Raw genomic sequence first — 24,624 nt, forward strand, 5'->3', positions numbered from 1 at the left:
CCTCCCGCCGCTGTGTGAAGTAGGGTGATTCCATGACCGAGCTCCCGCGCGCGCACCGCGTCACGATCGCCGATGTGGCGCGTGAGGCCGGAGTGTCGCGGACGACGGTGTCCCATGCGCTCAGCGGTCAGGGCAAGGTCAATGCCGACACCCGGGCGAAGGTCAAAGAGGTTGCCGAACGTCTGAACTATCGGCCCAGCGCCCGCGCCAGAAGTCTGCGCTCGGGCAAGTCGCAGACTCTCGCCCTGCTGTCCTCGATGCCCGCGGCTGTCTCCGCCGGGCCCTCTCAGCTGGGATTCTTCACCGAACTGGCCATGGGATGTGCGCGCACTGCGCTGCTCGAAGGCTACGTCTTCGTCCTCGCCCCGCCCACCGAGGCGGCCGACCCCGTCGATCTGCTCGACATCGACGGTGCGATCCTCCTGGAGCCGACCGTCGACGACTCCCTCGCCGAGGCGCTGCGTGACCGCGGCATCCCCTACGTCACGATCGACGGGCCGAGTTCGAATGATTCGGCGGCGCCCACAGGAGCAGCGGTGCCCGCCGGAGCCGACAGCAGGTGGAGCATCGATCTCCACCACCGAACAACCGCTCAGCTGCTGCTCGACCACCTTCTCGACCAGGGAGCTAAGCAGCCGGCGCTGCTGGTCAGCCGCAGCCGGCGCGGAGCACAGATCGCGGCCCGTGAGGTCTACACCGAGACCGCTGCGGCCCGCGGATTCACACCGCTGATCGCCGAGGCGGACGAGACCTCCGGAGAAGACGGAGCCTTCGTCGCCGCCGAGGAGATGTTGGCCGCACATCCGGACATCGATGCGGTCCTCGCGCCCATCGACACCTTTGCCACCGGCGCTGTGAGAGCCGCACAGGAATCCGGTCGAACGGTCGGCGGCGACCTGCTCATCGCCACCCGCTACGACGGTCTGCGCGCACGCACGAGCATTCCGCCGCTGACCGCCGTCGACCTCGGCCTCGAGGCGATCTCGAGTGCGGCGGTCGAGATGCTCGTGACCGTGCTCGACGGCGGCCACTCATCGAATCCGAACGCTGTCCTGGAGGGCGACACGGAATCCGCTGCCGTGGTCGGCGGCGACGTGAAACCCGCCGCGACGGTCGACACGGGGTCGGCCGCCTCGGCGGGTTCATTCGGTCCGGTTCTCGTCGTCAGGGATTCGACGGCCGGCCGATCACCGGACCGGAGCAGGGACTGAGCAGGATACTCAGGCCGGGGATCCGGCTCAATCCCGAACCTCAGATCCGGTAGTCGGCCGGTCGCTGGTCGAGCTTGCTCGGGTCGGCGATCGGTGTCCGGGCCTTCGGGTGACGGTTGCGCTTGCCGGTGTGGTGGAAGAGCAGGTTGAGCAGCACCGAGACGAACGCGGCCATGGCGACACCGCTTCCCAGCAGGGACGATGCCGTCTGCGGCAGCTTCGAGTACATTCCGGGAAGGAGCACCGGCATGAGGCCGGCGGCCAGGCCGACGGTCGCGGTGATGAGGTTGCCCGTCTGATTGAAATCGATCTTCGCAAGCATCTGGATGCCGAGGACGGCGATGATGGCGAAGACGACCACCGCGGTGCCGCCGACGACGGCCGAAGGCACTCCGTTGAGGATGCGGGCGACGGGGCTGAGCCCGATGAGGATGAGGAGGATGCCGGCGATCGCGGTGACGTAGCGGCTGCGCACACCGGAGGCGCGGACGATGCCGACGTTCTCGCCGCTGGTGACCATCGCGGGGGTGCCGAAGAGGCCGCCGAGGATGGTGATGATGCCGTCGGAGCGGATGAGGCGGGGGACCGCACGGTGGGGTTCGACCTTCCTGCCGACGATCTCACCGTTGATGATCGTCTGTCCGGTCGCCTCGGCCATCGATGCGAGCGCCCACAGCAGCATGGGGATCGCGGCGATGAGATCGAACTTCGGCGAACCGAAAGGGAAGAGAGTCGGCACGGCGAACAGCGGGCCGTCGGTCTGACCGGAGAAGTCGGTCGCGCCCATGAACGCGCCGACGATGGTGCCGCCGACGAGCCCGACGGCCACGGAGAGTTTGCCGAGCATTCCGCGGAAGAACCGGAAGCACGCGATGGTGATGAGGATGGTGATGAGGCCGAGCAGCAGGTTCTGCGGGTCGCCGAAGTCCGGTGAGTCCGGTTCGCCGACCATGAGTTTGCCGGTGACCTGAACGAGGTTGATGCCGATGACGATGACCATGATGCCGATGACCAGCGGCGGGAAGAACTTGAGCACCTTGACGAACAGCGTCACCGCGAGGATGTAGAAGACTCCCGTGAGCAGCACTGCTCCGACCGCGGTCTCGACATCGGTGCCCTGCGCGATCGTGATGAACAGGATCGTCGCGGCCCCGCCCGGGAGCATGACGAACGGCAGTCGCACGCCGATCTTCCACACACCCACCGACTGCAGGATCGACCCGAGACCGGAGAAGACGAAGACCGCCGACAGCACCGCCGAGGTGGTCTGCGCGTCCAGCCCCAGTGCGGTGGCGATGAGGAACACCGACGAGATCGGGGTCGCCACCATGACGAGCACGTGCTGGATGGCGAACGGGATGAGATTGCGGATCGGCCGCAGCTGATCAACAGGGTGGACGGCTGTGCCGGATGCGTCGGTGTCCGTGCTGTCGGACTTGTCCGGATCAGGTGTTGCGGGCATGGCACTGCTCCTCGAGGCACATCGTGATCGGCCTGAAACTCAGCGGCCAAATCGATTTGTTCAATCGTGCAACGTGGGAGAGGTGGTGTCAACAAATGGTTCGGAATTCGGACAGATCGCCGATAAACGGGTTGAGTGCCGAGAAACGCATGCGCACACGCGTGCCTCGACGCTCAACCCGTTTATCGGTGGGTGGGACGGGGGAGTGCCGGGCGCTCAGGCGGCGATGAAGCTCAGCGCGACGAAAGTGCCGAAGGAGACGAACGGAGCGATCGCTGCGACTGCGATTGCGATGATGCCGGGTGTTCGGCCCCGCCCGGTGACCGCGGCCGTGATGCCGAGGATGATGCCTGTGAGACCTAAGCAGGTGCACAGGCCCTGGACTCCGACGAGAACGGTCGCCAGGGTCTGATACCAATCCGGTGTGTCCGTGAAGTAGTAGCCGGACGCGGCCTCGGACGGCCCGACGGTCACGCCCAGGATCACCGAGGCGGCCAGGCTCAGGGCCATGGCGACGATCGAGAGCGCCACGGCCACCTTGCCCAGCGCCGGCGACTTCACCGAGGCGGCGCCATCCATTCGAGTGTTGACGCCGTTGTGCGCATCAGCCAGATCGTCGGGCCGCGGCGAGGCATAGACGGGATGGACAGGAGGGGCGGGGACTCGGGGCTGCTGTGCCGCGAGCTCATCGTCGGTGGGCTGGGGGTACGAGAAGTCCGTCGAAGTCATGCTTCGACGCTATCGTCGCAGAAAGGCGGCGCCCCACCCTGCTATCCCAAGAGTGGGGTCGGGAAAACCACCCTGCAGGCAGCGCGAGTCAGGGCTTGTGGGCGACGATGAGGAATCTCTTCTGGGTGACGGTGATCGGCTCACTCGATTCGGCCAGGCGTCTGAGGACATCGAGGTTGGACCTGACGGCGAACCCGGGAACGTCCCACGGAATATAGGCGAGGTATTCGATGACCGCCTCGACGTCGGTGAAGCGCATCGTACCCTGCCATTTGCGAGCCGCCTCGATCGACAGACCCTGACTCTCGGCGTCGCTGACGCACGGCTCGAGCTGCTGGTGCAGATCGCCCACCCCGCCGCCGAAGAGGTCGCGGAACTCCTGCGCCTCCGTGCCGTCGACCTGCTGGGTGAGGAACAGCCCGCCCGGGGAGAGGACACGGGCCACTTCGGCGAGGTCATAGCTTTCGTGTCGATTCGTCACGAGGTCGAACTCACCGTCGCCCCACGGCATCTCCGGGTGATGCTCACTGTCGTACCGGGTGACCTCGACGCCATAGTCCTGCAGCGTCGAGGCGGCCAGGGGAACATTGGGCTCCCACCCTTCGGCCGCGGAGATCGTCGGCGACGGTTCGCCGGGAGGCCTGGCCTCGTCGAGCCGATCGATGAGTTCGCTGAGGCGCTCGCCGCCTCCCGTGCCCATGTCGAGGCATCTGCTCGACTCGGCCATCGCATCGAGGCAGATCTGATCGAAGTCCCACGGCGGATCATCGGCGACGAGGCGGCCGGCCAGTGGGGAGAAATCCCACCCGGTCATCGCCGCCGTCTCATGGATCCAGGCCCATCGCTCGTGGCGTTCATGGGGAGTCTCGTCGCGCGTGCGACTGCTGTCGGCATATTCGGGCATGTCCACACTCCTCTGCCGGGTGGCTCGGCACCATCACCGAGCAGGTCAGCAATTCTGCCGGACGGCTCAGCGCCGAAGGAGGCGCCGGTGCCGTACTTCGACTCTAGGCCAAAACGGGATCGAGGTGCGGGATGTGGGAGAAGAATTCTCCGGACTGAGACATGGGATATTCAGAGGAAGCAGAACGCGAGCACCGCGATGCAGATGACGAGCATTCCCAGACAATTGAGCCAGAAATCCCGACCGACATACCTCGCTCGCAGGTGAGCGGCAGCGGCGCAGAGGAAGTAGACGACGAGGCCCGCCGCGGCTGCTGCGCCGAGCCCGGGAATCCAGATCCCCGTCACCAGTCCGGCCGCGGCGAGGAACTTCACGACGGCGAGTACCCACCACCACTCCCGCGGGAAGCCGACCCCGTCGAGGCAGGCGGCGATCGCCCGCGGGGGACGGAAGGTGAGCAGGCCGTCGCCGAAGACGATGACCGCGAGGACGATGACCGGCCAGACCGGTTCGGGCAGCAGGATCATCGTGCATCCCTCACAGCGAGCTTCTGACGCGAGTGTGGAAAACGATGCTGGCCAGCATCGCTTCGACGGCGTCGTCGCGGCTCATCGTCGTCGCCGCCCACCGGAAGAGGATGCCCAGGTACGAGTCGTAGAGTGCTGCGGCGCTGGCCCGCGCATTGTCCTCGTTGATCCCGATCGAGACCAGCGATTCGCTCAGCCGGCTCTGCAGATCCACAGCGAGGGTGTTGAATGCCTCGGGCTCGCCCTTGACCCGCATCATCGCCGCAGCGTAGTCCCGTGACAGGTCCTCGTGCTCGGCGAAGAACTCGAGGAAGGGCAAGAAGAGTTCGAGCAGATGACGCTGCACCGCCGAGGATGGTCGGGACGGGCCCGTGTCCCTGGGGCTTGCCCCAGCGCCGGCCCTCATTCCGACCGAACCTGCGGCCGTCGAGCTCCCTCGCTCCGACAGGCTCTCTCGCCGAGGCGATGGTGTGTAGGTCCCGTCCTGCAGCTGCCCGATCCACCGATCGAAGCACCGGACGAGGATGGCGTCCTTGTCACCGACCGCCATCACTCGGCCCACCGACACCTCCGCGGCCTTGGCGATCGCCCGAACGGTTGTGGATTTGAAGCCGCGGTCGAGGAACAGCTCGGCGGCGGCACCGATGATCCGATCCTCGGTCTGCCGGCGCTTGCCGGACCTCAGCTGAACGTGTTCACTGGCCATGCTCGAACCTTAAGTCCTTCCGTGTTCACTTTCCAGGCCCGGTGTCGTGTTGCCTTCTACAGGAAAGTTAATGTACCTTAACTTTATGAATGTCGACCCCTCAGCATCGGTGCGCACCCGCGAACGTGGACTGAAGAAGCATGGCCGGAAGAAGATCTCCACTGCAGTCCTTCTCGGTCCTGCTTTCGTTGCGGCCATCGCGTATGTCGATCCGGGCAACGTCGCGGCCAACCTCACCGCCGGTGCGGAGTACGGATACCTCCTCGTCTGGGTGCTCGTGGCAGCGAACCTCATCGCCGTTCTCGTCCAATACCTGTCTTCGAAGCTCGGACTCGTCTCCGGGCAGTCGCTGTCGGGCATCCTCGGTGATCGCCTTCGGAAGAGGTCCCGCCTCGCATACTGGGGGCAGGCCGAGGTCGTCGCCATCGCCACCGATCTCGCCGAAGTCATCGGCGGCGCGATCGCACTGAAGATCCTCTTCGACTTGCCGCTCCTGCTCGGCGGACTCATCGTCGGGGTGGTGTCGCTGTTCCTGCTGTCGATCCAATCCACTCGCGGTCAGCGTCCCTTCGAATTCGTCATCATCGGATTCCTGGTCATCATCGCCATCGGCTTTCTAGCAGGCCTGTTCGTCGGGGATGTGAATTGGGGGCAAGCCGCAGGTGGAATCGTGCCACGGCTCGAAGGCACGAACTCCGTGGTGCTGGCCGCGAGCATGCTCGGCGCTACCGTCATGCCCCACGCGATCTACCTCCATTCGGCGTTGTCGGTCGATCGTCATCGTGACAATGCGACCGCCTCGACCGGGCAGCTGCTGCGCGCCAGCCGCTGGGATGTCGTGCTCTCCCTCGTCGTCGCCGGATCCGTGAACATCGCGATGCTGCTGCTGGCCGCCGCAGCGCTGCGCGGCCAGACCGGCACCGACACCATCGAAGGTGCCCACGCGGTCGTCACGGCCAACCTCGGCGAGGTCGTAGGCCTCTTCTTCGGCATCGGACTCCTCGCCTCGGGGCTGGCCTCGAGCGCCGTCGGATCCTATGCGGGTGCGTCGATCATGCAGGGCCTGCTGCGGGTGAACATCCCGATCGTGTGGCAGCGCGCGTTCACGATGATCCCCGCGCTCATCGTTCTCGCCATCGGCGTCGACCCGACCTGGGCGCTCGTGCTCAGCCAGGTCGTGCTCAGCCTCGGCATCCCGTTCGCGATGATTCCACTGGTCAGGCTCACGAACAGTCGCCGGGTGATGGGCGAATTCGCGAACGCGCGATGGATCACGATCATCGCGGCGGCCGCCTCGGCGCTCATCATCGCACTCAACGTCGTCCTCATCGTTCTGTTGGCTCTCGGCGTGGACTGACCCTCGCCGAGGCGGCGCTCCGGAAGGATCCCCGACCGCCGGCTCAGCCCTTCCGCAGGTCGATGGGGCGGATGAGGATGCGCGGGTCCGTGCGCACCCACCACGGTCGGGGCCGGCCGGCGGCTGCGGCCTCCCGGCGCTCGGCGCGGGCGGCGTAGCGGTAGGTGAAGACGCGGACGCGGATGAGCTCCGGGGTCGCGCCGTCGAAGGGGTCGGTGCCCATGAGGCGGCGGATCTGCACGTCACCAGCGCCGATCTTGCGCACCAGTTCGGTGAACCAGGACTGCCGATAGTCGCCGAGAGCGGCGAACCACATCAGCCAGTCGAGTCGCAGGTGATAGGGCGCGATGATAGGACCGCGCCGGTGCACGTCACCGGGTTTGCCCTTGAACGCATACTCCCGCCAACCGGCGTCCGGGTCACCAGCGTCGGAGTCGGTGCTGTCGTCGCCGGAGCCAGAGCCGGCACCGGAGTCGTCGATCCACCCCTCGATGACGATCTCGTTGCGGGTCTCGGTCATCGACCCGAACGCACCATATGCGTTGCCGAGGCCGAGCCGGTTGAAGCTCGCGTTCATCAGCTGGTTCGCCGAGAACAGGTTCCGCAGAGCCGGGATATTCAACCACACCTGCCAGGCGACGAAGATGAGAACGATGACAAGCCACCAGATCGGAAGGGCATCGGCGGGGGAGGTGCCGGCGGTACGGTCGGCTGCCTCGGTGCCGGTGGGATCCGTCAGGATTCCGGTCACGGAACTCCACCCCCACCCGGGGAACGGGCCGCCGACGATCCACCGGAAGAAGGTGTCGCTGATGCCGGAGCAGGCGAGCAGGATCGTCGCCCAGTTCAGCCACGCGTAGTTGCCGCTGATGACGAGCGCGAGCTGCGTGATGATGATGGCAACGGCCGCGAACGAGGCGATGGGCTGCGGTGCGAACAGCAGCCACGGGGCAGCGAGTTGGACGATGTGGCTGCCCAGGGTCTCGCCCTTGTGCCACCAGCCCGGCATGAGGTGGGCCAGGCGGGAGGCCGGGTTCGGCATCGGCTGGGTCTGATGGTGATAGTCCATCGCGGTGAGATCGCGCCAGGATGAGTCGCCGCGCATCTTGATCATTCCGGCACCGAACTCGATGCGGATGACGAACCAGCGCAGCAGCAGGATCATCGGCAGAGTCGGAGCCACCTCGTGAGAGCCGAGGAAACCGATGAGGAACCCGGCTTCGAGGAGCAGCGATTCCCAACCGAAGCCGTAGAAGCGCTGCCCGATCGAGACGATCGAGAAGTACAGCGCCCACATCGCTAAGAACACCGGAATCGGCACCCACGCGGGGCCGGCTTGGGGAAGACCGATGATCGCTGAGGCGGCCAGGACCATTCCGACTACGCAGACGAGGCGCAGCCTTCGGTCCGAATAGGAAAACCGCTTCCAGCGGAAGATCGTCGGCGCCTGAAGGGCCGAGGTCAGAGCGATGAAGCGCGGAGCAGGGGTGAGTCCCCGTTCGCCGAGGAGAGCCGGGAACTGGTTGAACGCGGAGGCGAAGGCGATGAGGAAGAGCACGCCGAAGCCGCGTTGGATGATCTCGCGGGAGATCGTGTAGTCGCCGGCGGTGAGCAGAGCGACCACCTGGCTGAGGTCCATGGCTTAAGTATCCTCCTCCTGCGGAAGACGTCCGGTCGTGGCCAGAGAGGTCAGTGCCTCGGCGAACTTGTCTGCCTCACTCGGGTCCCCGCCGACGAGTTCCATGTCCGGGCGGTCCCGGAAATGCACCGAGGTGGTGTGCCCGGTCGGGCGGAACTTGGTGCTGGCGCCGCGCAGCTGTCTGGGATGAGCCTGGTCGAGGATGCGGACCTGTCCCGGCCGGGTGGGACTGGTTCCGATGCTGGTGGGTGCGGCCAGGAGGAGTCGCTGGTTCGTGGCGGCGAGGATCTGTCCGGCAGGGTTCTCCCTGTCGGCGAAGTGGAGCATGAGGTTCTCACCTGGGGCGAGCGTCGCCAGCAGGGACTGCAGTCGAGATTCGTGGGCGGCATCGATCCGGTTGGTGACGCGTGCACGGGTGACGGCGAACAGGCGAGCCGGGACGAGTGCCGCCGTGGTGATGATGAGGCAGACGGCGGTCACAGCCAGGGCCGCCAGGGGCGATATTGTGAGGATGTTCGAGGCGACGACGCCGACGGTGATGGCGAGAATCGCGATGAGCACAGAGACGAGGAGGAAGATCGCCCAAAGGGTGCGGTGGAAGGCGTCGGCGATCGCTCCGAGGGCGAGGCTGAAGTTGACCGTGGCCCACAGTCCGAAGAGCAGGGCGAAGGCCGACAGAGGCGATGCGGTGAGGTCGCCCCAGACGGTGCCGGGAATGCCGGAGTCCTTAGCGAAGGCGTGCCAGACGAATGCGGCGATGACTCCGCAGACGGCCCATACCGGTCCGACGGCGAACACTCGAGGCCATGGATTCCGGACGAAAGCGGTGGGCGGCTGTCTGCGTTTCACTCCATGCGGATCCGCGGCCTGCTGCGCACGGGCGGCATCGCTGCCGGCGGGCGGTTTGTTCTCGTAGAAGGCGAAGGCGGCGATGGCAGAGAAGAAGAACAGGACCAGGATCCCGATGCTCGGCGCCTGGTCCGGGTTGATGCCTCTGAGCACATGCTTGCGGAGCGGATTGATACCGGCATTGGCAAGGAAGAACGGAATCGAGGCGAAGACGGCGAATCCGATCCCGAACACGAGAGTAGTACTGCCCCTGGAGCCTCTGTTTCTTGTCATGTCTCCATCCTCGCAGGAACTCAGCGAACCCGGGGAGTGACGATGTTCCGGATCCGTCGCCTCGGAGTCACGGGAGAATGTGGAGTGGCGCGTCGGATCAGTGAGGAAGACGGCCCGTCCGGGCGAGGACGGTGATCGCCTCGGCGAAGCGACCAGATGCTTCCTCGGTGCCGCCTGTCACGCTCATCGGCTGCCGGCCGTTGAAGAGCACCGTTGTGATCACGTGGTTGCTGCGACGTTCCGATGCGCCGCCGCTCAGCTGACCGGGCTCGGCCTGTTCGAGGACGAACGTGTGCCCCGGCGCAATGATCGAAGCACGGAAGATTCGTCGGTCGGTCAACACGAGCACCTGCGGGTCGGCGGCGCCGCCATTCGAATGGGAGTCCGGGGTCTCGCCGAGGTAGCTGGTCAGGACCCGCTCGCCGGGCTGGAGGGCGTCCTCGGGCGGCTGAGAGGTTCGACCGAATCCCCGTCGGCTTCCAGCAGGCTGCCGTTCGCCGGAGTCGTAACGGTCGGCTCGCCTGATCGCCCACCATCTGAGCAGGATGAGAAGGGCCGTCGAAAGGATCAGGCAGATCAACCCGAGCAGAAACGCGATGACTGTTGGAAGTGTGGCGAGTCCGAAGAAGCCGAAGAGACCGGCCGTCAGACATCCCAGACCGAGCCCGCAGGTGAGAATCGTGAGAGAGACCCGGCGATGATCTTGGTAGAAGGCTTCGGCCAGAGACGACCAGGCGAAGGACATGTTCGCCGTCGCCCAGCAGAGGAACACGATGGACAGGGCGGACAGCGGGTTGCCGGTGAGGTCTCCCCACACAGTTCCGGGCATGCCCGGGTCCGCGGCATACGTATGCCCGATGAACAGTGCCACCAAAGAGCAGACCGCCCAGATCGGACCGACTAGGAGGACTCGCGGAAGCGGAGCGTGGACGAACCGGGTGATCGACTTCGGTTGCCGCGGAGTGTGCGGGTCCGCCTCGGCGTGGTCGGGATGATCGTCTCCGCTGGCGATGGCCATCGCCGCGATTGCGACCGCATTCAGGGCAAGGAGAAGTCCGAGAATTATGGACGGCGCCAAATAAGGGTCGCCGCCGAAGTCGTCGGGGCTGTGCTTCGATGCGACTCCCGCATTCGTCGAGGTGAAGGCGACGAGGGCGATTCCGGCGATGAACAGACCGAAGACGACGATCATGCCGATGGACGGGTGCCTGAACTTCATGATTCGATTCTTCCACGCCTCACTGGCCTCGCAGCGCCTTGTCGCATACGACACTGAGGACTCCCGACACCGTCGGTGAATACAGCAGGAGCGGTGACCGTTTCGGTCACCGCTCCTCATAGGCTCACCCCGTCACCGAGGCGGCTGTGCACGGGTGGGCACAGCCGCCTCGGCGAGGGGTTCGGTTCAGTGCTTCGGCTCTTCGAGCTCCTCGACATCGTCGGCGTCCTTCGGCACCGCAGGAATCGAATCCGTTGTCGGCGGCGTCGGCGGAGTGACGACTGACTGGAACGAATGCTCGTGCGAATACGCGAGGAACGACAGGTGGTTCTCGTACCGGTCGAGCACGTCGTCGATGATCTGCTGCGAACTCAGACCCATGAGGTCGTAGCCTTCCGAACCGGTCTGCGTGAAGACCTCGATCCGGTAGTAGCGGTCGTCTCCGCGGGGCGCGTTGCGGGCACCGAACGACGGCACGTTCGCCTCGACGGCCGCGGCCTCGTAGTGGAAGTCGCGCTGATCGCCCATGTCGACGTTGAGCGTGTTCGTCGTGATCTCGGTGTCCTCGTCGAGAGTCTGGATGTGCTCGACTGTGTAGCCGAGTTCGCGGAACTCCTTGGACACGGCCTCCAGAGACGGTCCGACCACCTCGGCGACGAAACGCTCGACGGCCTTCTTCGTCGGGTACGACCGCAGGGTCGCCAAACGCTGACGCCAGGTCTTCTCCGGAGCACGACCGCCGTGGGCGGCAGTGGCGCGGCGCCGACGGGTACGGCCCTCGCGTTCGGCGCGCTCCATGCGCAGCACCTTCGAGAACGAGGCCATGACGAGGTAGGCGATGATCGTCACCGGCAAGGCGAAGATCAGGGTTGCGTACTCCATCGTCGTCACACCGCCGGCGACGAGCATAGCGATCGTGAGAACCGCAGTGACCAGGGCCCAGAAGATGCGCAGCCACTTCTTGCCGTCCTCTTCCGGATTGGGGATCGAGGACGAGAAGTTCGACATCACCATGGCACCGGAGTTCGCACTCGTGAGGTAGAACAGCAGTCCCGACAGAGTGGCCAAACCGACGAGGAACGTCGCTCCCGGGAACATCTCGAGCAGGTCGTACCAGCCCTGTTCCGGGGAAGCGATGGCTGTCTTCGCGAACTCGTCGTTGCCGTTGAACACCTCGGACAGGGCCGAGTTGCCGAAGATCGTGACGATGATGAAGTCACAGAGCACGGGAGCAGTGATCGCGGCGATGACGAACTCACGCAGGGTGCGGCCGCGGGAGATGCGGGCCAGGAACAGACCCACGAAGGGACCCCAGGCGAGCCAGAAAGCCCAGAAGAACAGGGTCCAGCCGCCCATCCATTCGGAGCCGCCGTCGACATAGGCGAACGTCGACAGGGTGCGCTCGGGAAGGGAGAAGATGAACCGGCCGATGTTCTCGACCATGGCGTTGAGCAGGAATGCAGTCTTGCCGGTGATGAGGATGTAGAGCATCATCGCCGCACACGACCAGAGGTTGAGCTCGGAGATCAGACGGATGCCCTTGTCCACGCCTGAGGTGCAGGCGGCCACGGTCATGACCACGGCGACGACGACGAGAGCGATCTGCAGGGCCAGTCCCTGTTCGAGCCCGAACAGCGAGGCGAAGCCGACATTGAGAAGGACGACGCCGATGCCCATCGAGGTGGCCACACCGAAGACGGTGCCGACGAGGGCGAAGATATCGATGACGTCACCGGTGGCTCCGCGGACGCGCTTGCCCAGCAGCGGGTAGAGCACTGCACGGATCGACAGGGGCATACCCCAGCGGTAGGCGAAGTAGCCCATGGCCATGCCCAGCAGCGAGTACATCGACCAGCCGGCGATGCCATAGTGGAACATCGTCCACACGACCGCATCCTGAGCAGCCGCCGCCGATTCCGGGGAGGCGTTGACGGGATGGAGGTACTGGGTGATCGGTCCGGTCACCGAGTAGAAGAGCATATCGATGCCCACGCCGGCGGCGAAGAGCATGGCGACCCAGGTGAAGAGGTTGTACTGCGGGCGGGAATGGTCGGGCCCCAAGCGGACCGAACCCTCCTTGGAGAACGCAACCCAGAGCACGAAGCCGATGACCACGGTGACGGTGACGACGTAGAACCAGCCGAGATTCTCTGCGATCCAGTCCACGGCAGACTTCATGGTCGACTGAGCCGTGTCGGGCATCATCATCGCCCACACGGAGAACGCGAGAATGATGAGGGAGGCGACGATGAATACTCGCCAGTTGACCCGGGAGCCACGCTCGTCGGAGAGCTCCTCCGGGCCCTTGCTCATCTCCGTGCTGTCGATCGGAGCGCGCTTCTCAGGGTCGACGTCCCTGCTGATCCTCGTCGCACGGTCGGTGCCGCCGAACCGCTCTCGTTCGACGATTGGGCGCTTCAACTTCTCTTCGTTCGGATCCTGCACGCATCGACCTCCGGTTGGCAAAAGTGGACTGGGCCCAAAATTGGGCCCGATCCATTCTACGGATGGAGGATTTTCACAAATACATCACCCCCTGTTTTAAGGAAACCGACTAAGACGGATGGAGGTTCGCTTCAGGTCCGGGAGCGTGCGACTACCTCGGTGAGGGTGTCGACGAAGCGCTGCGCCTCGGTGGGTGTGGTCTCTTCGAGCCGCATCGACGATCCGACGTGCAGTTCCACGGTCACGGTCGTACGGTCGCGGATGGTTTCGGCTTGGGCGGACATGACCTGCCATGGGGCGGCCTGGGAGACCTGGAGGACGGCGCCGGCGGCGTCGGTGCGCACCCGCATGATCCGCAGGTCGGTGAGGATGAGACGGTCGGTATCGAACGGCGGTTGGCTCCTGACGTGTGCGTATTCGATCTCGCCCGGGTGGAACAGTCCGGCTTGGGTGATCGGTTCGGATCGTGTTCGCCGATCGGCGGGCTCGCGGTGAGCTGCCGGTGTTGCATGGGACGCCGTCCTGCGCGTTCTCAGCCAGTCGCGGAATGCGCGCAGCGGCGACCGAATGGCGGCAGGCGAGAGGCCGTCGGAGGTTTCTCGGCCGACGGCCTCCGGTCGGTCGTGACCGGTGCCGTCGGCCGGGGGAACCGGTTCGGAGGGGATCGGATGGGAGGTCATGAATGTGATTCTGGCACCACCTCCTCGGCGGTGGGCCGGGCCACAGGTAATCGTTTCGCAACATCTGTGTCCGATCGTCCATGGGATACTGATCCCATGCGTGCAGGTGAAGTCTCCGAGGTCAGTCAGGACTACCTCAAGGCCATCTGGTCGGCCCAGGAATGGGGCGGGGACCCGATGACGGCCACCGAGCTTGCGAAGCGATTCGGAACGACGAAGGCCAATGTCACCGAGGTGCTCAAACGTCTCGATGAACTCGACCTCATCACCCGTGTGCCCTACCGTCCGCCGGTGCTCACCGAGCAGGGCAAGACGATCGCGCTGTCGATGGTGCGCCGGCACCGGCTCATCGAGACGTTTCTCGTCGAATCGCTCGGTTATGGCTGGGACGAGGTCCATGATGAGGCCGAGATCCTCGAGCACGCCGCTTCCGATCGGCTCATCGACCGTATCGACGCGTTCCTCGGGCGGCCGAACGCCGACCCGCACGGCGACCCGATTCCGCAGGCCGATGGTTCCGTAGATTCCTTCGCTTCGCCGCTTCTCCTCGCCGAGGCGGCCCCCGGCACCTATGCGGTGCTGAGGGTTTCGGACGCGGATCCGCAGGTCCTGGGCAGGCTCGCCGAGGTGGGGGTGCTTCCCGAGGCGGCACTCGACGTCATCGACTCCACCGATGATGAGGTCACCGTGGACATCGAAGGGCAGCGGGAGACGATCCCCCTCGCGCTCGCCGTGGCCGTATATCTGCGCACGACCGTTACGACGAGCGACTAACCCTGTCCGCGTGTGCGCGGTCGCGGGAACTTCGGTTCGGCGCGCAGCAGCGTCAGCGCGGTGGCGGTGCGGGCATCGAAGCCCTCGTTGAGGAAGACTTTCGGCCAGTCGCACCAGAGTTCGGTCTCATACGGCGTGCCGGGCAGGTAGGTCTTGAACGTTGCCTGCCGATGTCCCGGGTGGGAACGGAATGCCGACTTCGGAATGGTGCGCAGGCTCTCGAAGAGCGATTGGTAGAGCACCGGGTTGAAACCGTCCATGCGTGCGGTATCGGCCGTGCGTACCCAATCGGGTCCGGCGACCGCGATGCCGCGGGCGATTGCCGAACTCATCTGGGCTTTGATGGCGGCACGCTGCGGGTCGGGGGAGTGGTGCAGGAGCACCTTCGACCAATGCAGCGCCTCCGAGGGGTCGAAGCCCCGCCACTGTTCGGCGGCTCTGCGGCGGATCTCGTCATCGTCCTTGCGGCCAGTGGAGTCGTCTGCACCGTCGGAGGTGGGGTTGCCATGGAATTCTGCGGACATGGTTGACCGTCCTTCTCGGACACAGCGGCCCGGATCGAAGCTTGCCCGAGCGGTTGGCTCGGACCCGTTCTTCCCCTGGGGCACCCGGTCGATGACGGGTTGCCGTGTGGCCGGCCAGGTACCGATGGCCACAACTCGCGAACGTGATTTCAGTGTAGACGGTGGGTCTGACATGACCGAGTGGGAGGCTAGACGAGTCCTTCTTCATCGGCGTCTGCAGCCGAGGACCAGAATCGTGGGTCGTGGTCGTCGACCGTTTCCCCGCAGTCGACGCAGGTGCGGAGCTCGATGGTCCCGTCGGCGTTGAGGCGGCCCGGAGTCAGGCTGCTGCTCTCTTCGCAACTCGGGCACCATCCGTTGATGAAGCGTCTGATGTGAGTGCCGTGTTCTTTGTCCATTCCGGCTGCCCTCTCGACCGAATGCGCAGTGCGTGGACCTACTGTTTTCAGTCTACGAGCGCCGGCCGCCGGTGAAGATGAACTCCCGGAGAAGGATCGCGGCGCCCCGGCCCGACGGACAACCGTCAGGCCGGGGCGTTCACTTCCAGCGATCAACTGATGCGCTTGCGCTCACCTCCGGGGCAGGTTCCACCTCGGCTGGGGTTGCTGCGGCTTCTGGTGCTGGTTCATGAAACCGCGTTCGGCCTGCAGATGACCCTTGTCGTGGCTCTTCGCCTTCGGATCGGCACCCGGAATGGATGCCTGCAGCTTCTCGGTCGCCGGTGTGGCGTCGATGATGGGCAGCTCGCCGGTGATCAATGGCTTCTCCGCGGCCGCCTCGGTGATGGGGTTCGTCCGTGATCCTTTGTCGTTTCGCATGGTCTTTCCCTTCTTTGTGCTCTTCTTCTGTGTGCCGGTGTTCTTCGGGTTCGATGCGCCGTTGAGCTCGGTATAGAGTCCGGCCCACTGGTCTGGGGTGAGGTCTTTGGGCAAAGCGTCTCCTCTGATGTCGTTGCGGTCCATGGTCAATTGCAGCGTGCGGCGATCGGTGATGCTCATCGTCGAGAGGATTCCTTTCATTCCTCGTCCGCGACCGGTGAAGACCGAACGGACGAACTGTTGATAATCGGATCGGGCGCGCGGTGGCAGCGATCCGGTGGGACAGCGATCGATGGTGAGGATGCCGCCATCGACGCTGGGTTTCGGGGTGAACGCGTCGGCCGGGACGCGTCCTGCAAGGCGGAAGCGGAACCACGGCACCCACTGCGCGGTGAGCATGGTCGAGCCGCCGATTCCCGCGCGTTTGCGGGCGACCTCCCACTGAGTGAGCAGCACGGCGTGCCGCCATTGCCCGGTCCGCAGCAGTCTGCGGAGGATGGGAGTGGTGAGGTGGAACGGCAGATTGCCGACGATGACCGGCCGGTCGAGCCGGGTGGTCAGGACGTCGGCGTGCCGAACCTCGGCCCGCGGGAATGATTCTTCAAGGTGATCAAGCCTCGTTTCGTCGAGTTCGACGAGTGTGAGTGGGCGACCGAGTCGATAGAGCTCGGTCGTGACTGCTCCGTCACCGGGGCCGATCTCCATGATCGGCCCTGTAGTGGAACGAGCCAGGCTCGCAATCGTGTCGATGGTGGTGGGTGAGCGCAGAAAGTTCTGGCCGAGTTCGTGCCGCCCGCCGTGCACGGAACGGCTAGGTGACTGATGCTGCTGTGCCGATCCGCTGTGGCGGGAACGGCGCGATGAGTGGGGTCGCATTGAGCGGTGCTCCAAGAGTGGAAATGGAGGCACCCGAGGCAGCGCAATGTGGGTGAATCGGATCGAACGCAGTCGATCTCTGTGGAGTCAGCCGATTGCCGCTTCGCCCGGATGCCGAGGGCTTTCCGGGAGGACAACGCGCTTGCAGAGGAGATCAGGGTGACCGTCGTCGGTCAGCCGATCGCAGAAGAATTCGTCGAGCGCGCCGTCAGGCGCTGCGGTGACGAATGTAGAAGCAAGGCGCAGTCATTGCGCTGCTGTTCAATGTTCCCATGCGGATCAAGGTAGCACAGGGTCGACTGTCGGCACCAGGGTGCGGAGGAAAAACGCCCCGCCGACTTCATAGAGAAGTCGGCGGGGCGTGGGCGCCGGCGGGGCGAAAAGGCCGGTCTGGTGTCGGAATCGACGGGGCGTGGGACCCGGTCGGCTCAGCCCATGACGGTGCGCAGGACGAGCACGCTGACCGCTCCGATCGCGGCGGCTGCCGGCAGGGTGATGACCCAGGCCAGGGCGATCGGCTTCATGAGCTTCCAGTTCGCCGAGCGGTTGACCAGGCCGACACCGATGATCGCGCCGATGAGGATGTGCGTCGAGGACACTGGCAGCCCGCTCACCGAGGCGGCCATGACGATTCCCGCGGCCGCGAGCTCAGCGGCGAAGCCGGAGGCGGGATGGATCTCGGTGAGGTTCGTCCCGACGGTCGCGATGACCTTCCGGCCGATGAACCACAGGCCCACGATGAGGGCGATACCGCAGGTGAGCATTGCCGCGAAGGGTACGGTCGCCTCGGCGTTGATGCTGTCGGTGCGCAGCACATCGAGAACGGCGGCGAAAGGGCCGACGGCGTTGGCGATGTCGTTCGAACCGTGGCTGAAGGCGAAGGCGGAGGCGGTGAACACCTGCATCCACGAGAAGAGGATGTAGGTTGCGCGGGGAACGGTCTGCTTGCGCAGGGTCCTGGCGAAGACGAACACCGCCAGCCACACGGCCGCGCCGATCATCGCCATGACGAGGATTCCGCCGACGGTGGACACGCTCATGTCGAGGTTCTTCAGCCCCTTGAACAGCAGCATCGCGGTGATGATGACCGCACCGGCCGCGGCGATGAGCGGAACCCAGCGCTGCAGAGCCGAATGAGTGCCGATCATGCCGGTGCCGGCAGCGTCTTCAGCCTCAGTTCCCGAACCGGTCGTCGCGGCGTCGATCCGTGCGTCGACGGAGCCCTCGGCCGGAGTGACGGGGGCGAGCATGTGCGGCTTGAGGGTGTGAGAGAGCGACCTGCCGAGGACGTATTTCTTGATCAGGCCGTAGATGAAGAACGCGGCGAGTCCGCCGAGGACTGGGGAGAGCACCCAGGAGATCGCGATCTGGCCGACTTCGGACCACTGCACCATGGCGAACCCGCCGGTGCCGGTGACGAAGCCGATCGTCAGGGACGCACCGATGATGCCGCCGATGATCGCGTGCGTCGTCGACACGGGCCAACCCATCCGGGTCGCCAGGAGGAGCCACAAGGCAGCGCCGAGGAGGGCGGCCATCATGATGAACGCGAAGTCCATCGGGTTGATCGCCACCCCGCTGAGGTCGACGATGCCGCTATTGACCGTGTCGGTGACGTCGCCGCCCGCCAGCAGAGCACCGCTGACCTCGAAGACCGCGGCGATGAGCAGGGCCTGCTTCATCGTCAGAGTGCCCGCACCGACGGAGGTGCCGAACGCATTGGCGACATCGTTGCCGCCGATGTTGAACGCCATGAAGGCGCCGAAGATGACCGTGGTGATGAGCACCATGCGGGGTGCGTCCCGACCCACGAAGTCGAAGGACCACAGGGTGAAGGCGATGAGGGTGATCGCCAGCAGGCCACCGAAGGCCAGATGCCAGAGGCGGTCGTTGCTGCGGCCGAGGGCAGGCGGCGGAGTGTGGCGCTCCGGGGCCAGAACCTGGGTCATTCGAATCTCCTAGCGGAAGTCTGCGTGCAGGTTGCGTCGGCACCCATGATCCGCAGGCCGAATGACCTCCAGGTTACGGAGAAGGTGAATGGGCGGTGAACTCCGATTCCGAGAAGCGCGAAATGCTCATGCACATTCGGTACGTTTCGCCTGCAGTTCACGCAATGTTCCAGGTCAGGTGCTATAGAGGCGAGTTCGCGCAGAACGGAGCGAAAGCGGTCGAAGCAGGCGGAAGATCATGCTGTGACAATGGCCACGGCTGCCTGAGATGGGCACACGAAAAGGCCCGGATCCGCACATGTGCGGATCCGGGCTCAGGAAGAAAGGCGGGTTCAGAACGTTAGACGGGCTCTGGAAGTAAGAGAGCGAAAGCGCGCCGAGGCGGCCGACCTCAGTCGATGATCTCGCCGCGGATAACGTCGCCGCCACCGTCGTCGGGGCGATTGCGGTGCGGGTCGGACTGCATCTGCCGATCGACCTTGCGCAGGCGACGGCCGAGGGCTATGAGGGCGATGCCGACGAGGATGATGAACCCGGCCAGAGTGAAGATCAGCGCGGTCACCCCGGCGCCCGGGGCGAAGAGGAAGAACCCGCCGAGGATGATGCCGAGGACGCCGATGACAGTGAGCGCCCACCAGGTGGACACGCCCATGCGGCGGATGAAGAAGGACACCGTGAGGGCGAGGAAGCTGAAGAAGATGATCGCGAAGCCGGTGAGCACGGTGACCATGGAAGCGAACAGCATCGGGGTGAGGAAGATGAGCACACCGAGGAGGATGAGCAGGACCGCTCGCGTGACCATGCTGCCGGTGCGGCCTCCCCGCGGTGCGAATACGAGGGAGGAGACGGCGATGACGGCGAGCCAGCAGGCGAAGATCCGCACGACCACCTCGGCGGAGGTGCCTGGCCAGACCATCATCAGCGCACCCATCACGAGCGCGATGACGCCGTTGACGATGACGGTTCTGCCGGTGCGTTTGAGGTCCATGCCCTCAGCCTAACCGTCCGATTTGGGCGGACGCTGAAGACCTCATGCGTGCCCGAAGTGCTCCTCCTGGTCGGCCGTGCCGGACTGGTCAGCCATGCCGGACTTGTCGGTCGTGTCCGAGGTGGTGCGCTCCTGCTCGGGCATGTCCGAAGTCACGCGCTCCTGCTCGGGCATGAGCCCGGTGAGCTTGAGCGATTCGGACATCGCCTGGACGATGGCGTCGAGATCGGCGGTGCCGGCGATTCCGGCCGTGGCCTCGGCGGACGGCTGGGATTCGGTGGAATCGGACCCCGTGGCGGACCCAGCGGTGGTAGGCGACTGCGCCCCCGCCTCGGCGGTGGTGCTCGTGGTGGACCGTGCGCCCGCCTCGGTGGTCGGGTCAGGGGTCGGGGTGTTGCCTTCGAGGAAGCGCAGCAGCTCGACGGGGAAGGGCAGGACGAGGGTCGAATTCCGCTCGGCGGCGACTTCGACGATGGTCTGCAGCAGCCTCAGCTGGAGGGCGGAGGGGGTGTGCGCCATCGCCTCGGCGGCCTGCGCGAGCTTGTTCGACGCCTGCAGCTCACCATCGGCGATGATCACACGCGATCGGCGTTCGCGTTCGGCCTCGGCCTGGCGCGACATGGACCGCTTCATCGTCTCGGGCAGGGCGACGTCCTTGATCTCGACGCGATCGATGTGGATGCCCCAGTCGACGGCGGGACTGTCGATCATGATCGCCAATCCCTGGTTGAGGCGTTCGCGGTTGGTGAGCAGGTCATCGAGTTCGCTCTGGCCGATGATCGAGCGCAGGGACGTCTGGGCGACCTGGCCGACGGCGAGCTGGTAGTCCTCGACATCGACGAGGGCCTTGCGCGGGTCGATGACCTTGAAGTAGATGACAGCGTCGACGCGGACGGTGACGTTGTCGCGGGTGATGCCCTCCTGCGCGGGGATCGGCATCGTCACGATCTGCAGATTGACCTTCTCGAGCTTGTCGACGAACGGGATGATCGCCGTCATCCCCGGTGCTTTGGGTTCGGCATTCACTCTGCCGAGGCGGAAGACCACTCCGCGTTCATACTGTTTGACGATCCTCAGGCTGTTTCCCAGCGTGATGGCTCCGAGCGCGACGAGTGCGGCGAGGATACTGAGTACCAACATGCCGAATCGCCTCCTTTGACGATTGACTGTCCACCCCATTCTACTCTCGCGGAGTGCGGAAAGCCCGGGCTCAGAGGGAACGCGGAGGCGCCTGTGCGCTCACGCTCGCGTGCGTGCGGGTACGCGGCAGGGCATGCGTGCGGGCGGGCTCATGCCTCCCGGGCGAGCAGGCGCTTGCCCGCCGGGTAGGCGGCAAGCGATTCCGGCAGGGTGACGCGACGGCCGGAGGCGAAGGTCGCGAGCACCCGTCCGGAGCCCGGCTGTTCGTCACCGACTCCGGCGGGTTCGAGTCCGATGCGACGCAGCGTCTGCTTGGCCACCGGCATGGGGGAGTCGAAGAGGGTGAGGGCTCCGGCGCGGGCGGCCATGATCCGATCGGCGACGAGTCCGTAGTGGGTGCAGCCGAGCACCACGGTTTCCATCCCGGGGCCCATCTGGGTGAAGGCATCCTCGATGGCGGCATCGATCGTCGGCAGATCGGCGGCGTTGATCGCCTCGGCGAGCCCCGGGCAGGCGACCTTCGCCACGTGCAGGTCGGCGGCGAAGGAATCGATGAGGTTCTGCTGGTAGTCGCTGCCGGTGGTCGCCGGCGTCGCCCAGATCGCGAAGTCCTGTCCGGTGCCGGCGGCCATCTTCACAGCAGGCACGGTGCCGATGACCGGGATCGCCGGTTCGTAGCGGGCGCGCACGGCTTCGAGTGCCTGCACCGAGGCGGTGTTGCAGGCGATGACGATGGCATCGGGTTCCCATTCGGCGAGCACTCCGGCCGAATGCAGGGCCCGCTGTTCGAGGGTCTGCGTGCTCAGGCTGCCGTAGGGAGTGAAGTCCGGGTCCATGGCTAGGACGAGGTCGGCGTCGGGAGCGAGGTGGAAGAGCGCGTCGGCGGTGCCGAGGAGTCCGAGTCCGGAATCGAGCAGACCGATGCGCGTCATGAAGCATCCTTCGGGTAGGCGAATTCGCGGATCTCCTTGAGGTGGGCCTTCGTCAGGCCCTTCGAGAAGTCCGGGGCGATGAGTTTGAGTCGGTTGGGCGAGTAGTGGTTGAGGAAGTATTCGCGCGTTGCCGGCCACGCCAGGTCGTCGTCGATCCAGATCGCACGGCCGTGCTCGTGCGAGGACAGCCACTCCTCCATGGCACGGGCCTTCCACCACTGCTGCGGGTCGTGGGCAAAGCGATTGTGAGTCTGGTCGGGCATTTCGATGACGTCGAAGGAGTTGCGCAGGCCGAATTTCGGTTCGAGTTCGGACTTGCACCTTTGCGACCAGGTGGAGAGCCACACGACGTCGACCTCGTGGGTTTCGACGAGGCGGTCGAAGAATTCGATGACGGAGGGCCGGTAGTGCAGTTCAAAGTTCCACGCCTGCAGCTTCTTCCGCCCCTCGGTCATGATGCGCAGCTTCGGCACCGGATAGGAATTGAGGACACCGTCGACGTCGAGGAAGACCGTGACATGGCGAGCCTGCCGGCGTGCCGAAACCGGCGCCGAGGATGCTGCTGCCATGATTCCTTCCCGCTGCTTGGGCGCTCGCCCTCTTTCGGGGGTTGTCCGCGCGTTATTCTGGGGGCAGCGCGTGCCGCCCGCACCAGATGATCACAGACGAGTTTACCGCCGAGACCTGCCGAAGGCCGAGTCCATGTACAGACAGACCCGCATCCCCCGGCTCCACGCGAGCCTGTGGGTCTCGGCTCCCGATGCGACGGATTCCCTCGCCGAGGCGGCTGACCGTTTCGCCGAGGCGGCTGACCGTTTCGCCGAGGCGGCTGACCGTTTCGCCGAGGCGGCTGACCCCGACCGTGGGAACCCCTCCGCCGGGGTGGCTGCCGCGCCTGCTCCGGCCAGCACGCTCATCGTTCCCGATGGGTGCATGGACCTCATCGTCATCGATGGGCGGATCGTCATCGCCGGTGCCGATTCCCTGGCCCGGACGTATGCCGGTTCGACCGCCCCGACCGTGGGTCTGCGCTTCGACTCGGGTGTGCTCCCGCAGCTGCTGGCCACCTCGGCGAGTGAGCTGGCCGACCGGGTGGCACCGCTCGATGCGGTGCTCGGCGGCAGACTGTCCGAGGTGCGGGGCAGCGGATCCGGGGTGGAGCGTCGCGGATTTGGGGTGCGGGGCGCGGATCAGGACGGGGCCGCCTCGGTGAAGGGGGCAGTTCGGGTCCTGCTCGGTGTGGCCGGCGAACTGACGGAGCGGGCGTCCTTGGATCCTCGGCCGATGGCCTTGGCCGAGCGCCTGGACGCGCGGTCGGGCACGCCTGCGCAGACCGTCGCCGAGGCGGCTGCCGAGTTCGCGTACTCACCGCGGCAGCTGCGCCGGCTGAGTGCCGAATGGTTCGGCTACGGTCCCAAACATCTGGCAAAAATCCTGCGCTGGCAGGCCGCCCGAGAACTCATCGCCGCAGGTCACACCCGCACCGCGGCGGCCGCGGAGGTCGGCTATTCCGACGCTGCCCACCTGCGACGCGATGAACGCTCGCTCATCGGGTGAGGCCTTGGGGCTGTCCCGGACGTCGGCGGTTGCCTCTGATGCGGACGGACTCAGTCGAGGGCGGCGAAGAGGTCGACCTTGTTGCCGTCGGGGTCGGAGACCACGGCGTAGCGCTGTCCCCAGAACGCGTCCCAGGGTTCGTGGACGATCCCGGCCACGGGCTTGCTGTCTCCATCGCCACGGCCGGTGAGCTGGGCGAATGTCTCATCGACCGCCTCGGCGGTGGTGCAGTCGAAGGCCAGGGACATCTTGTGTCCGCCGGTCGGCGGGGTCCATTCGGGATCGATGCCGAGCATGACCGCCTCGGTGTCGAGGAGGATCCGCAGGGCACCGGAGGTGAACTCGGTGTGCGGGGCGTCCGGGCCGCCGTCGACGAGCTCGAGGCCGAGCGCGGAGTAGAAGGCGATGGCGGTAGGCATGTCGGCGGTGATGATGGAGATCGCGTCGAGTTTCATGCCTTCAGCCTAGGCTGGCGGACCGGGGGTCGGCTTGAACGAATCGGCCATGATTGCGCGGCAGTTTCGGACATTCCTGCTGGGCGTTCCCACTGTGCCTAGGCGGTCGAAATGGTCACGTCCCCCGCGGGAATTCGTGACCATTTCGTCCACCCAGTGCGGCGTTCCGTGAGCCGGAATCAGTTGACCGGCCGGCCCAGCGCTCAGCTCTGCAGGTAGGGCTCGAAGACCGCCCGCAGCTCGGGCGTGAGCGGGGCCGGCTTCTGAGTCTCCCGGTCGATGTGGACGAGCACGCAGTCGTGGTCGAAGACCTGACGTCCGTCCTGGTCACCGCGGGTATTGACGGTGAACGAGGAGTTGCCGAGCTTCTTCACCGTCACGGTCATCTTCAGCTCGGGGCCGTACATGACGGGGATGAGGTAGTCGATGGTCTGGCGGGCGACTAAAAGTCCGCCGCCGGTGATGTGTCCGGCTCGGATCTCGTGCATCCAGCGGACGCGGCACTCCTCGATGAGCGTGATCATCCGGGCGTTGTTGACGTGGCCGAGCAGGTCCTGATCCGACCAGCGCACTTCGGGTGAGAGTTCGAAAGTGGCCATGACTGCCTCCG

23 protein-coding genes, 1 pseudogene and 1 riboswitch are annotated in these 24,624 nt (G+C 65.5%); of the genes and pseudogenes, 4 read left to right on the plus strand and 20 right to left on the minus strand.

The window, feature by feature from the left end; genetic code table 11:
* Positions 1-32 precede the first annotated feature (32 nt).
* On the plus strand, positions 33-1,211 hold the full coding sequence (locus L1F31_RS02065; RefSeq protein WP_265419043.1) for a LacI family DNA-binding transcriptional regulator: 1,179 nt from the start codon (positions 33-35) through the stop codon (positions 1,209-1,211).
* Between the two features lie 40 nt (positions 1,212-1,251).
* Here the strand turns inward: L1F31_RS02065 and L1F31_RS02070 are convergent, their stop codons facing one another.
* The 5 genes from L1F31_RS02070 to L1F31_RS02090 all read right to left on the minus strand — a co-directional run bounded on the left by L1F31_RS02070 (position 1,252) and on the right by L1F31_RS02090 (position 5,539).
* Positions 1,252-2,673 carry a uracil-xanthine permease family protein gene (locus L1F31_RS02070; RefSeq protein ID WP_265419044.1) on the minus strand — a complete coding sequence of 474 codons (1,422 nt, stop codon included), beginning with the start codon at positions 2,671-2,673 and terminating at the stop codon, positions 1,252-1,254.
* Between the two features lie 216 nt (positions 2,674-2,889).
* Positions 2,890-3,402 (minus strand): hypothetical protein, encoded by a 513-nt coding sequence (locus L1F31_RS02075; RefSeq protein WP_265419045.1) that lies wholly within the window; start codon positions 3,400-3,402, stop codon positions 2,890-2,892.
* An 88-nt stretch (positions 3,403-3,490) separates the two neighbouring features.
* On the minus strand, positions 3,491-4,306 hold the full coding sequence (locus tag L1F31_RS02080; protein ID WP_265419046.1) for a class I SAM-dependent methyltransferase: 816 nt from the start codon (positions 4,304-4,306) through the stop codon (positions 3,491-3,493).
* Positions 4,307-4,476: 170 nt separating this feature from the next.
* A complete protein-coding gene (locus tag L1F31_RS02085) occupies positions 4,477-4,833 on the minus strand; it encodes a DoxX family protein (protein ID WP_265419047.1) in 357 nt (118 codons plus the stop codon).
* A gap of 10 nt (positions 4,834-4,843) precedes the next feature.
* Positions 4,844-5,539 (minus strand): TetR/AcrR family transcriptional regulator, encoded by a 696-nt coding sequence (locus L1F31_RS02090; RefSeq protein ID WP_265419048.1) that lies wholly within the window; start codon positions 5,537-5,539, stop codon positions 4,844-4,846.
* Between the two features lie 70 nt (positions 5,540-5,609).
* Between L1F31_RS02090 and L1F31_RS02095 the strand changes: the two genes are divergently transcribed.
* Entirely contained in the window at positions 5,610-6,896 is a 1,287-nt protein-coding gene (locus L1F31_RS02095; protein ID WP_265419049.1) for an Nramp family divalent metal transporter, read from the plus strand.
* Between the two features lie 43 nt (positions 6,897-6,939).
* Here L1F31_RS02095 and L1F31_RS02100 read toward each other — a convergent pair whose 3' ends face one another.
* The 5 genes from L1F31_RS02100 to L1F31_RS02120 form a co-directional block, all read right to left on the minus strand.
* On the minus strand, positions 6,940-8,535 hold the full coding sequence (locus tag L1F31_RS02100) for a lipase maturation factor family protein (protein WP_265419050.1): 1,596 nt from the start codon (positions 8,533-8,535) through the stop codon (positions 6,940-6,942).
* A gap of 3 nt (positions 8,536-8,538) precedes the next feature.
* A complete protein-coding gene (locus L1F31_RS02105; protein WP_265419051.1) occupies positions 8,539-9,657 on the minus strand; it encodes a hypothetical protein in 1,119 nt (372 codons plus the stop codon).
* A gap of 97 nt (positions 9,658-9,754) precedes the next feature.
* On the minus strand, positions 9,755-10,876 hold the full coding sequence (locus L1F31_RS02110; RefSeq protein ID WP_265419052.1) for a hypothetical protein: 1,122 nt from the start codon (positions 10,874-10,876) through the stop codon (positions 9,755-9,757).
* Between the two features lie 186 nt (positions 10,877-11,062).
* On the minus strand, positions 11,063-13,321 hold the full coding sequence (betT, locus tag L1F31_RS02115) for a choline BCCT transporter BetT (protein ID WP_265419053.1): 2,259 nt from the start codon (positions 13,319-13,321) through the stop codon (positions 11,063-11,065).
* A gap of 131 nt (positions 13,322-13,452) precedes the next feature.
* The gene (locus L1F31_RS02120) at positions 13,453-14,001 is read right to left on the minus strand and encodes a hypothetical protein (protein WP_265419054.1); all 549 of its coding nucleotides are present in this window, start codon (positions 13,999-14,001) and stop codon (positions 13,453-13,455) included.
* 96 nt (positions 14,002-14,097) lie between these two features.
* Between L1F31_RS02120 and L1F31_RS02125 the strand changes: the two genes are divergently transcribed.
* The gene (locus L1F31_RS02125) at positions 14,098-14,775 is read left to right on the plus strand and encodes a metal-dependent transcriptional regulator (RefSeq protein WP_265419055.1); all 678 of its coding nucleotides are present in this window, start codon (positions 14,098-14,100) and stop codon (positions 14,773-14,775) included.
* Here L1F31_RS02125 and L1F31_RS02130 read toward each other — a convergent pair.
* The 8 genes and pseudogenes from L1F31_RS02130 to L1F31_RS02165 form a co-directional block, all read right to left on the minus strand.
* Entirely contained in the window at positions 14,772-15,299 is a 528-nt protein-coding gene (locus L1F31_RS02130) for a hypothetical protein (RefSeq protein WP_265419056.1), read from the minus strand. The two genes, L1F31_RS02125 and L1F31_RS02130, sit on opposite strands and share 4 nt — an antisense overlap.
* Before the next feature lie 32 nt (positions 15,300-15,331).
* Positions 15,332-15,442, minus strand: a riboswitch (SAM riboswitch).
* A 45-nt stretch (positions 15,443-15,487) separates the two neighbouring features.
* Positions 15,488-15,697, minus strand: a complete 210-nt coding sequence (locus L1F31_RS02135; protein ID WP_265419057.1) for a hypothetical protein — start codon at positions 15,695-15,697, stop codon at positions 15,488-15,490.
* Between the two features lie 492 nt (positions 15,698-16,189).
* Positions 16,190-16,993 (minus strand): annotated as a pseudogene (gene erm / locus L1F31_RS02140) (23S ribosomal RNA methyltransferase Erm); the annotation flags it as partial.
* A 428-nt stretch (positions 16,994-17,421) separates the two neighbouring features.
* Positions 17,422-18,942 carry an inorganic phosphate transporter gene (locus L1F31_RS02145; protein ID WP_265419059.1) on the minus strand — a complete coding sequence of 507 codons (1,521 nt, stop codon included), beginning with the start codon at positions 18,940-18,942 and terminating at the stop codon, positions 17,422-17,424.
* A 391-nt stretch (positions 18,943-19,333) separates the two neighbouring features.
* On the minus strand, positions 19,334-19,930 hold the full coding sequence (locus L1F31_RS02150) for an HdeD family acid-resistance protein (RefSeq protein ID WP_265419060.1): 597 nt from the start codon (positions 19,928-19,930) through the stop codon (positions 19,334-19,336).
* A gap of 42 nt (positions 19,931-19,972) precedes the next feature.
* Complete coding sequence (locus L1F31_RS02155) at positions 19,973-21,070, minus strand: slipin family protein (protein ID WP_265419061.1); 1,098 nt, start codon at positions 21,068-21,070, stop codon at positions 19,973-19,975.
* 149 nt (positions 21,071-21,219) lie between these two features.
* Positions 21,220-22,002, minus strand: a complete 783-nt coding sequence (locus L1F31_RS02160) for a glutamate racemase (RefSeq protein ID WP_265419062.1) — start codon at positions 22,000-22,002, stop codon at positions 21,220-21,222.
* Positions 21,999-22,571, minus strand: a complete 573-nt coding sequence (locus L1F31_RS02165) for an HAD domain-containing protein (protein ID WP_265419063.1) — start codon at positions 22,569-22,571, stop codon at positions 21,999-22,001. The genes L1F31_RS02160 and L1F31_RS02165 overlap by 4 nt, the downstream gene beginning before the upstream one ends.
* A gap of 133 nt (positions 22,572-22,704) precedes the next feature.
* Between L1F31_RS02165 and L1F31_RS02170 the strand changes: the two genes are divergently transcribed.
* Complete coding sequence (locus L1F31_RS02170; protein ID WP_265419064.1) at positions 22,705-23,559, plus strand: helix-turn-helix domain-containing protein; 855 nt, start codon at positions 22,705-22,707, stop codon at positions 23,557-23,559.
* Positions 23,560-23,609: 50 nt separating this feature from the next.
* Here the strand turns inward: L1F31_RS02170 and L1F31_RS02175 are convergent, their stop codons facing one another.
* Together L1F31_RS02175 and L1F31_RS02180 are read right to left on the minus strand one after the other, a co-directional pair.
* The gene (locus tag L1F31_RS02175; protein WP_265419065.1) at positions 23,610-24,014 is read right to left on the minus strand and encodes a VOC family protein; all 405 of its coding nucleotides are present in this window, start codon (positions 24,012-24,014) and stop codon (positions 23,610-23,612) included.
* Between the two features lie 203 nt (positions 24,015-24,217).
* Positions 24,218-24,613: an acyl-CoA thioesterase gene (locus tag L1F31_RS02180; protein WP_265419066.1), complete on the minus strand. Its 396-nt coding sequence runs from the start codon at positions 24,611-24,613 to the stop codon at positions 24,218-24,220.
* Positions 24,614-24,624 lie beyond the last annotated feature (11 nt).

The sequence above is a fragment of the Brevibacterium spongiae genome, from assembly GCF_026168515.1.
Lineage (GTDB): Bacteria > Actinomycetota > Actinomycetes > Actinomycetales > Brevibacteriaceae > Brevibacterium > Brevibacterium spongiae.

Coding starts and splice junctions, on each gene's coding strand:
- L1F31_RS02065 (WP_265419043.1), top strand. CDS start 33: ATGACCGAGCTCCCGCGCGCGCACCGCGTCACGATCGCCGATGTGGCG.
- L1F31_RS02070 (WP_265419044.1), bottom strand. CDS start 2,673: ATGCCCGCAACACCTGATCCGGACAAGTCCGACAGCACGGACACCGAC.
- L1F31_RS02075 (WP_265419045.1), bottom strand. CDS start 3,402: ATGACTTCGACGGACTTCTCGTACCCCCAGCCCACCGACGATGAGCTC.
- L1F31_RS02080 (WP_265419046.1), bottom strand. CDS start 4,306: ATGCCCGAATATGCCGACAGCAGTCGCACGCGCGACGAGACTCCCCAT.
- L1F31_RS02085 (WP_265419047.1), bottom strand. CDS start 4,833: ATGATCCTGCTGCCCGAACCGGTCTGGCCGGTCATCGTCCTCGCGGTC.
- L1F31_RS02090 (WP_265419048.1), bottom strand. CDS start 5,539: ATGGCCAGTGAACACGTTCAGCTGAGGTCCGGCAAGCGCCGGCAGACC.
- L1F31_RS02095 (WP_265419049.1), top strand. CDS start 5,610: ATGTACCTTAACTTTATGAATGTCGACCCCTCAGCATCGGTGCGCACC.
- L1F31_RS02100 (WP_265419050.1), bottom strand. CDS start 8,535: ATGGACCTCAGCCAGGTGGTCGCTCTGCTCACCGCCGGCGACTACACG.
- L1F31_RS02105 (WP_265419051.1), bottom strand. CDS start 9,657: ATGACAAGAAACAGAGGCTCCAGGGGCAGTACTACTCTCGTGTTCGGG.
- L1F31_RS02110 (WP_265419052.1), bottom strand. CDS start 10,876: ATGAAGTTCAGGCACCCGTCCATCGGCATGATCGTCGTCTTCGGTCTG.
- L1F31_RS02120 (WP_265419054.1), bottom strand. CDS start 14,001: ATGACCTCCCATCCGATCCCCTCCGAACCGGTTCCCCCGGCCGACGGC.
- L1F31_RS02125 (WP_265419055.1), top strand. CDS start 14,098: ATGCGTGCAGGTGAAGTCTCCGAGGTCAGTCAGGACTACCTCAAGGCC.
- L1F31_RS02130 (WP_265419056.1), bottom strand. CDS start 15,299: ATGTCCGCAGAATTCCATGGCAACCCCACCTCCGACGGTGCAGACGAC.
- L1F31_RS02135 (WP_265419057.1), bottom strand. CDS start 15,697: ATGGACAAAGAACACGGCACTCACATCAGACGCTTCATCAACGGATGG.
- L1F31_RS02145 (WP_265419059.1), bottom strand. CDS start 18,942: ATGACCCAGGTTCTGGCCCCGGAGCGCCACACTCCGCCGCCTGCCCTC.
- L1F31_RS02150 (WP_265419060.1), bottom strand. CDS start 19,930: ATGGACCTCAAACGCACCGGCAGAACCGTCATCGTCAACGGCGTCATC.
- L1F31_RS02155 (WP_265419061.1), bottom strand. CDS start 21,070: ATGTTGGTACTCAGTATCCTCGCCGCACTCGTCGCGCTCGGAGCCATC.
- L1F31_RS02160 (WP_265419062.1), bottom strand. CDS start 22,002: ATGACGCGCATCGGTCTGCTCGATTCCGGACTCGGACTCCTCGGCACC.
- L1F31_RS02165 (WP_265419063.1), bottom strand. CDS start 22,571: ATGGCAGCAGCATCCTCGGCGCCGGTTTCGGCACGCCGGCAGGCTCGC.
- L1F31_RS02170 (WP_265419064.1), top strand. CDS start 22,705: ATGTACAGACAGACCCGCATCCCCCGGCTCCACGCGAGCCTGTGGGTC.
- L1F31_RS02175 (WP_265419065.1), bottom strand. CDS start 24,014: ATGAAACTCGACGCGATCTCCATCATCACCGCCGACATGCCTACCGCC.
- L1F31_RS02180 (WP_265419066.1), bottom strand. CDS start 24,613: ATGGCCACTTTCGAACTCTCACCCGAAGTGCGCTGGTCGGATCAGGAC.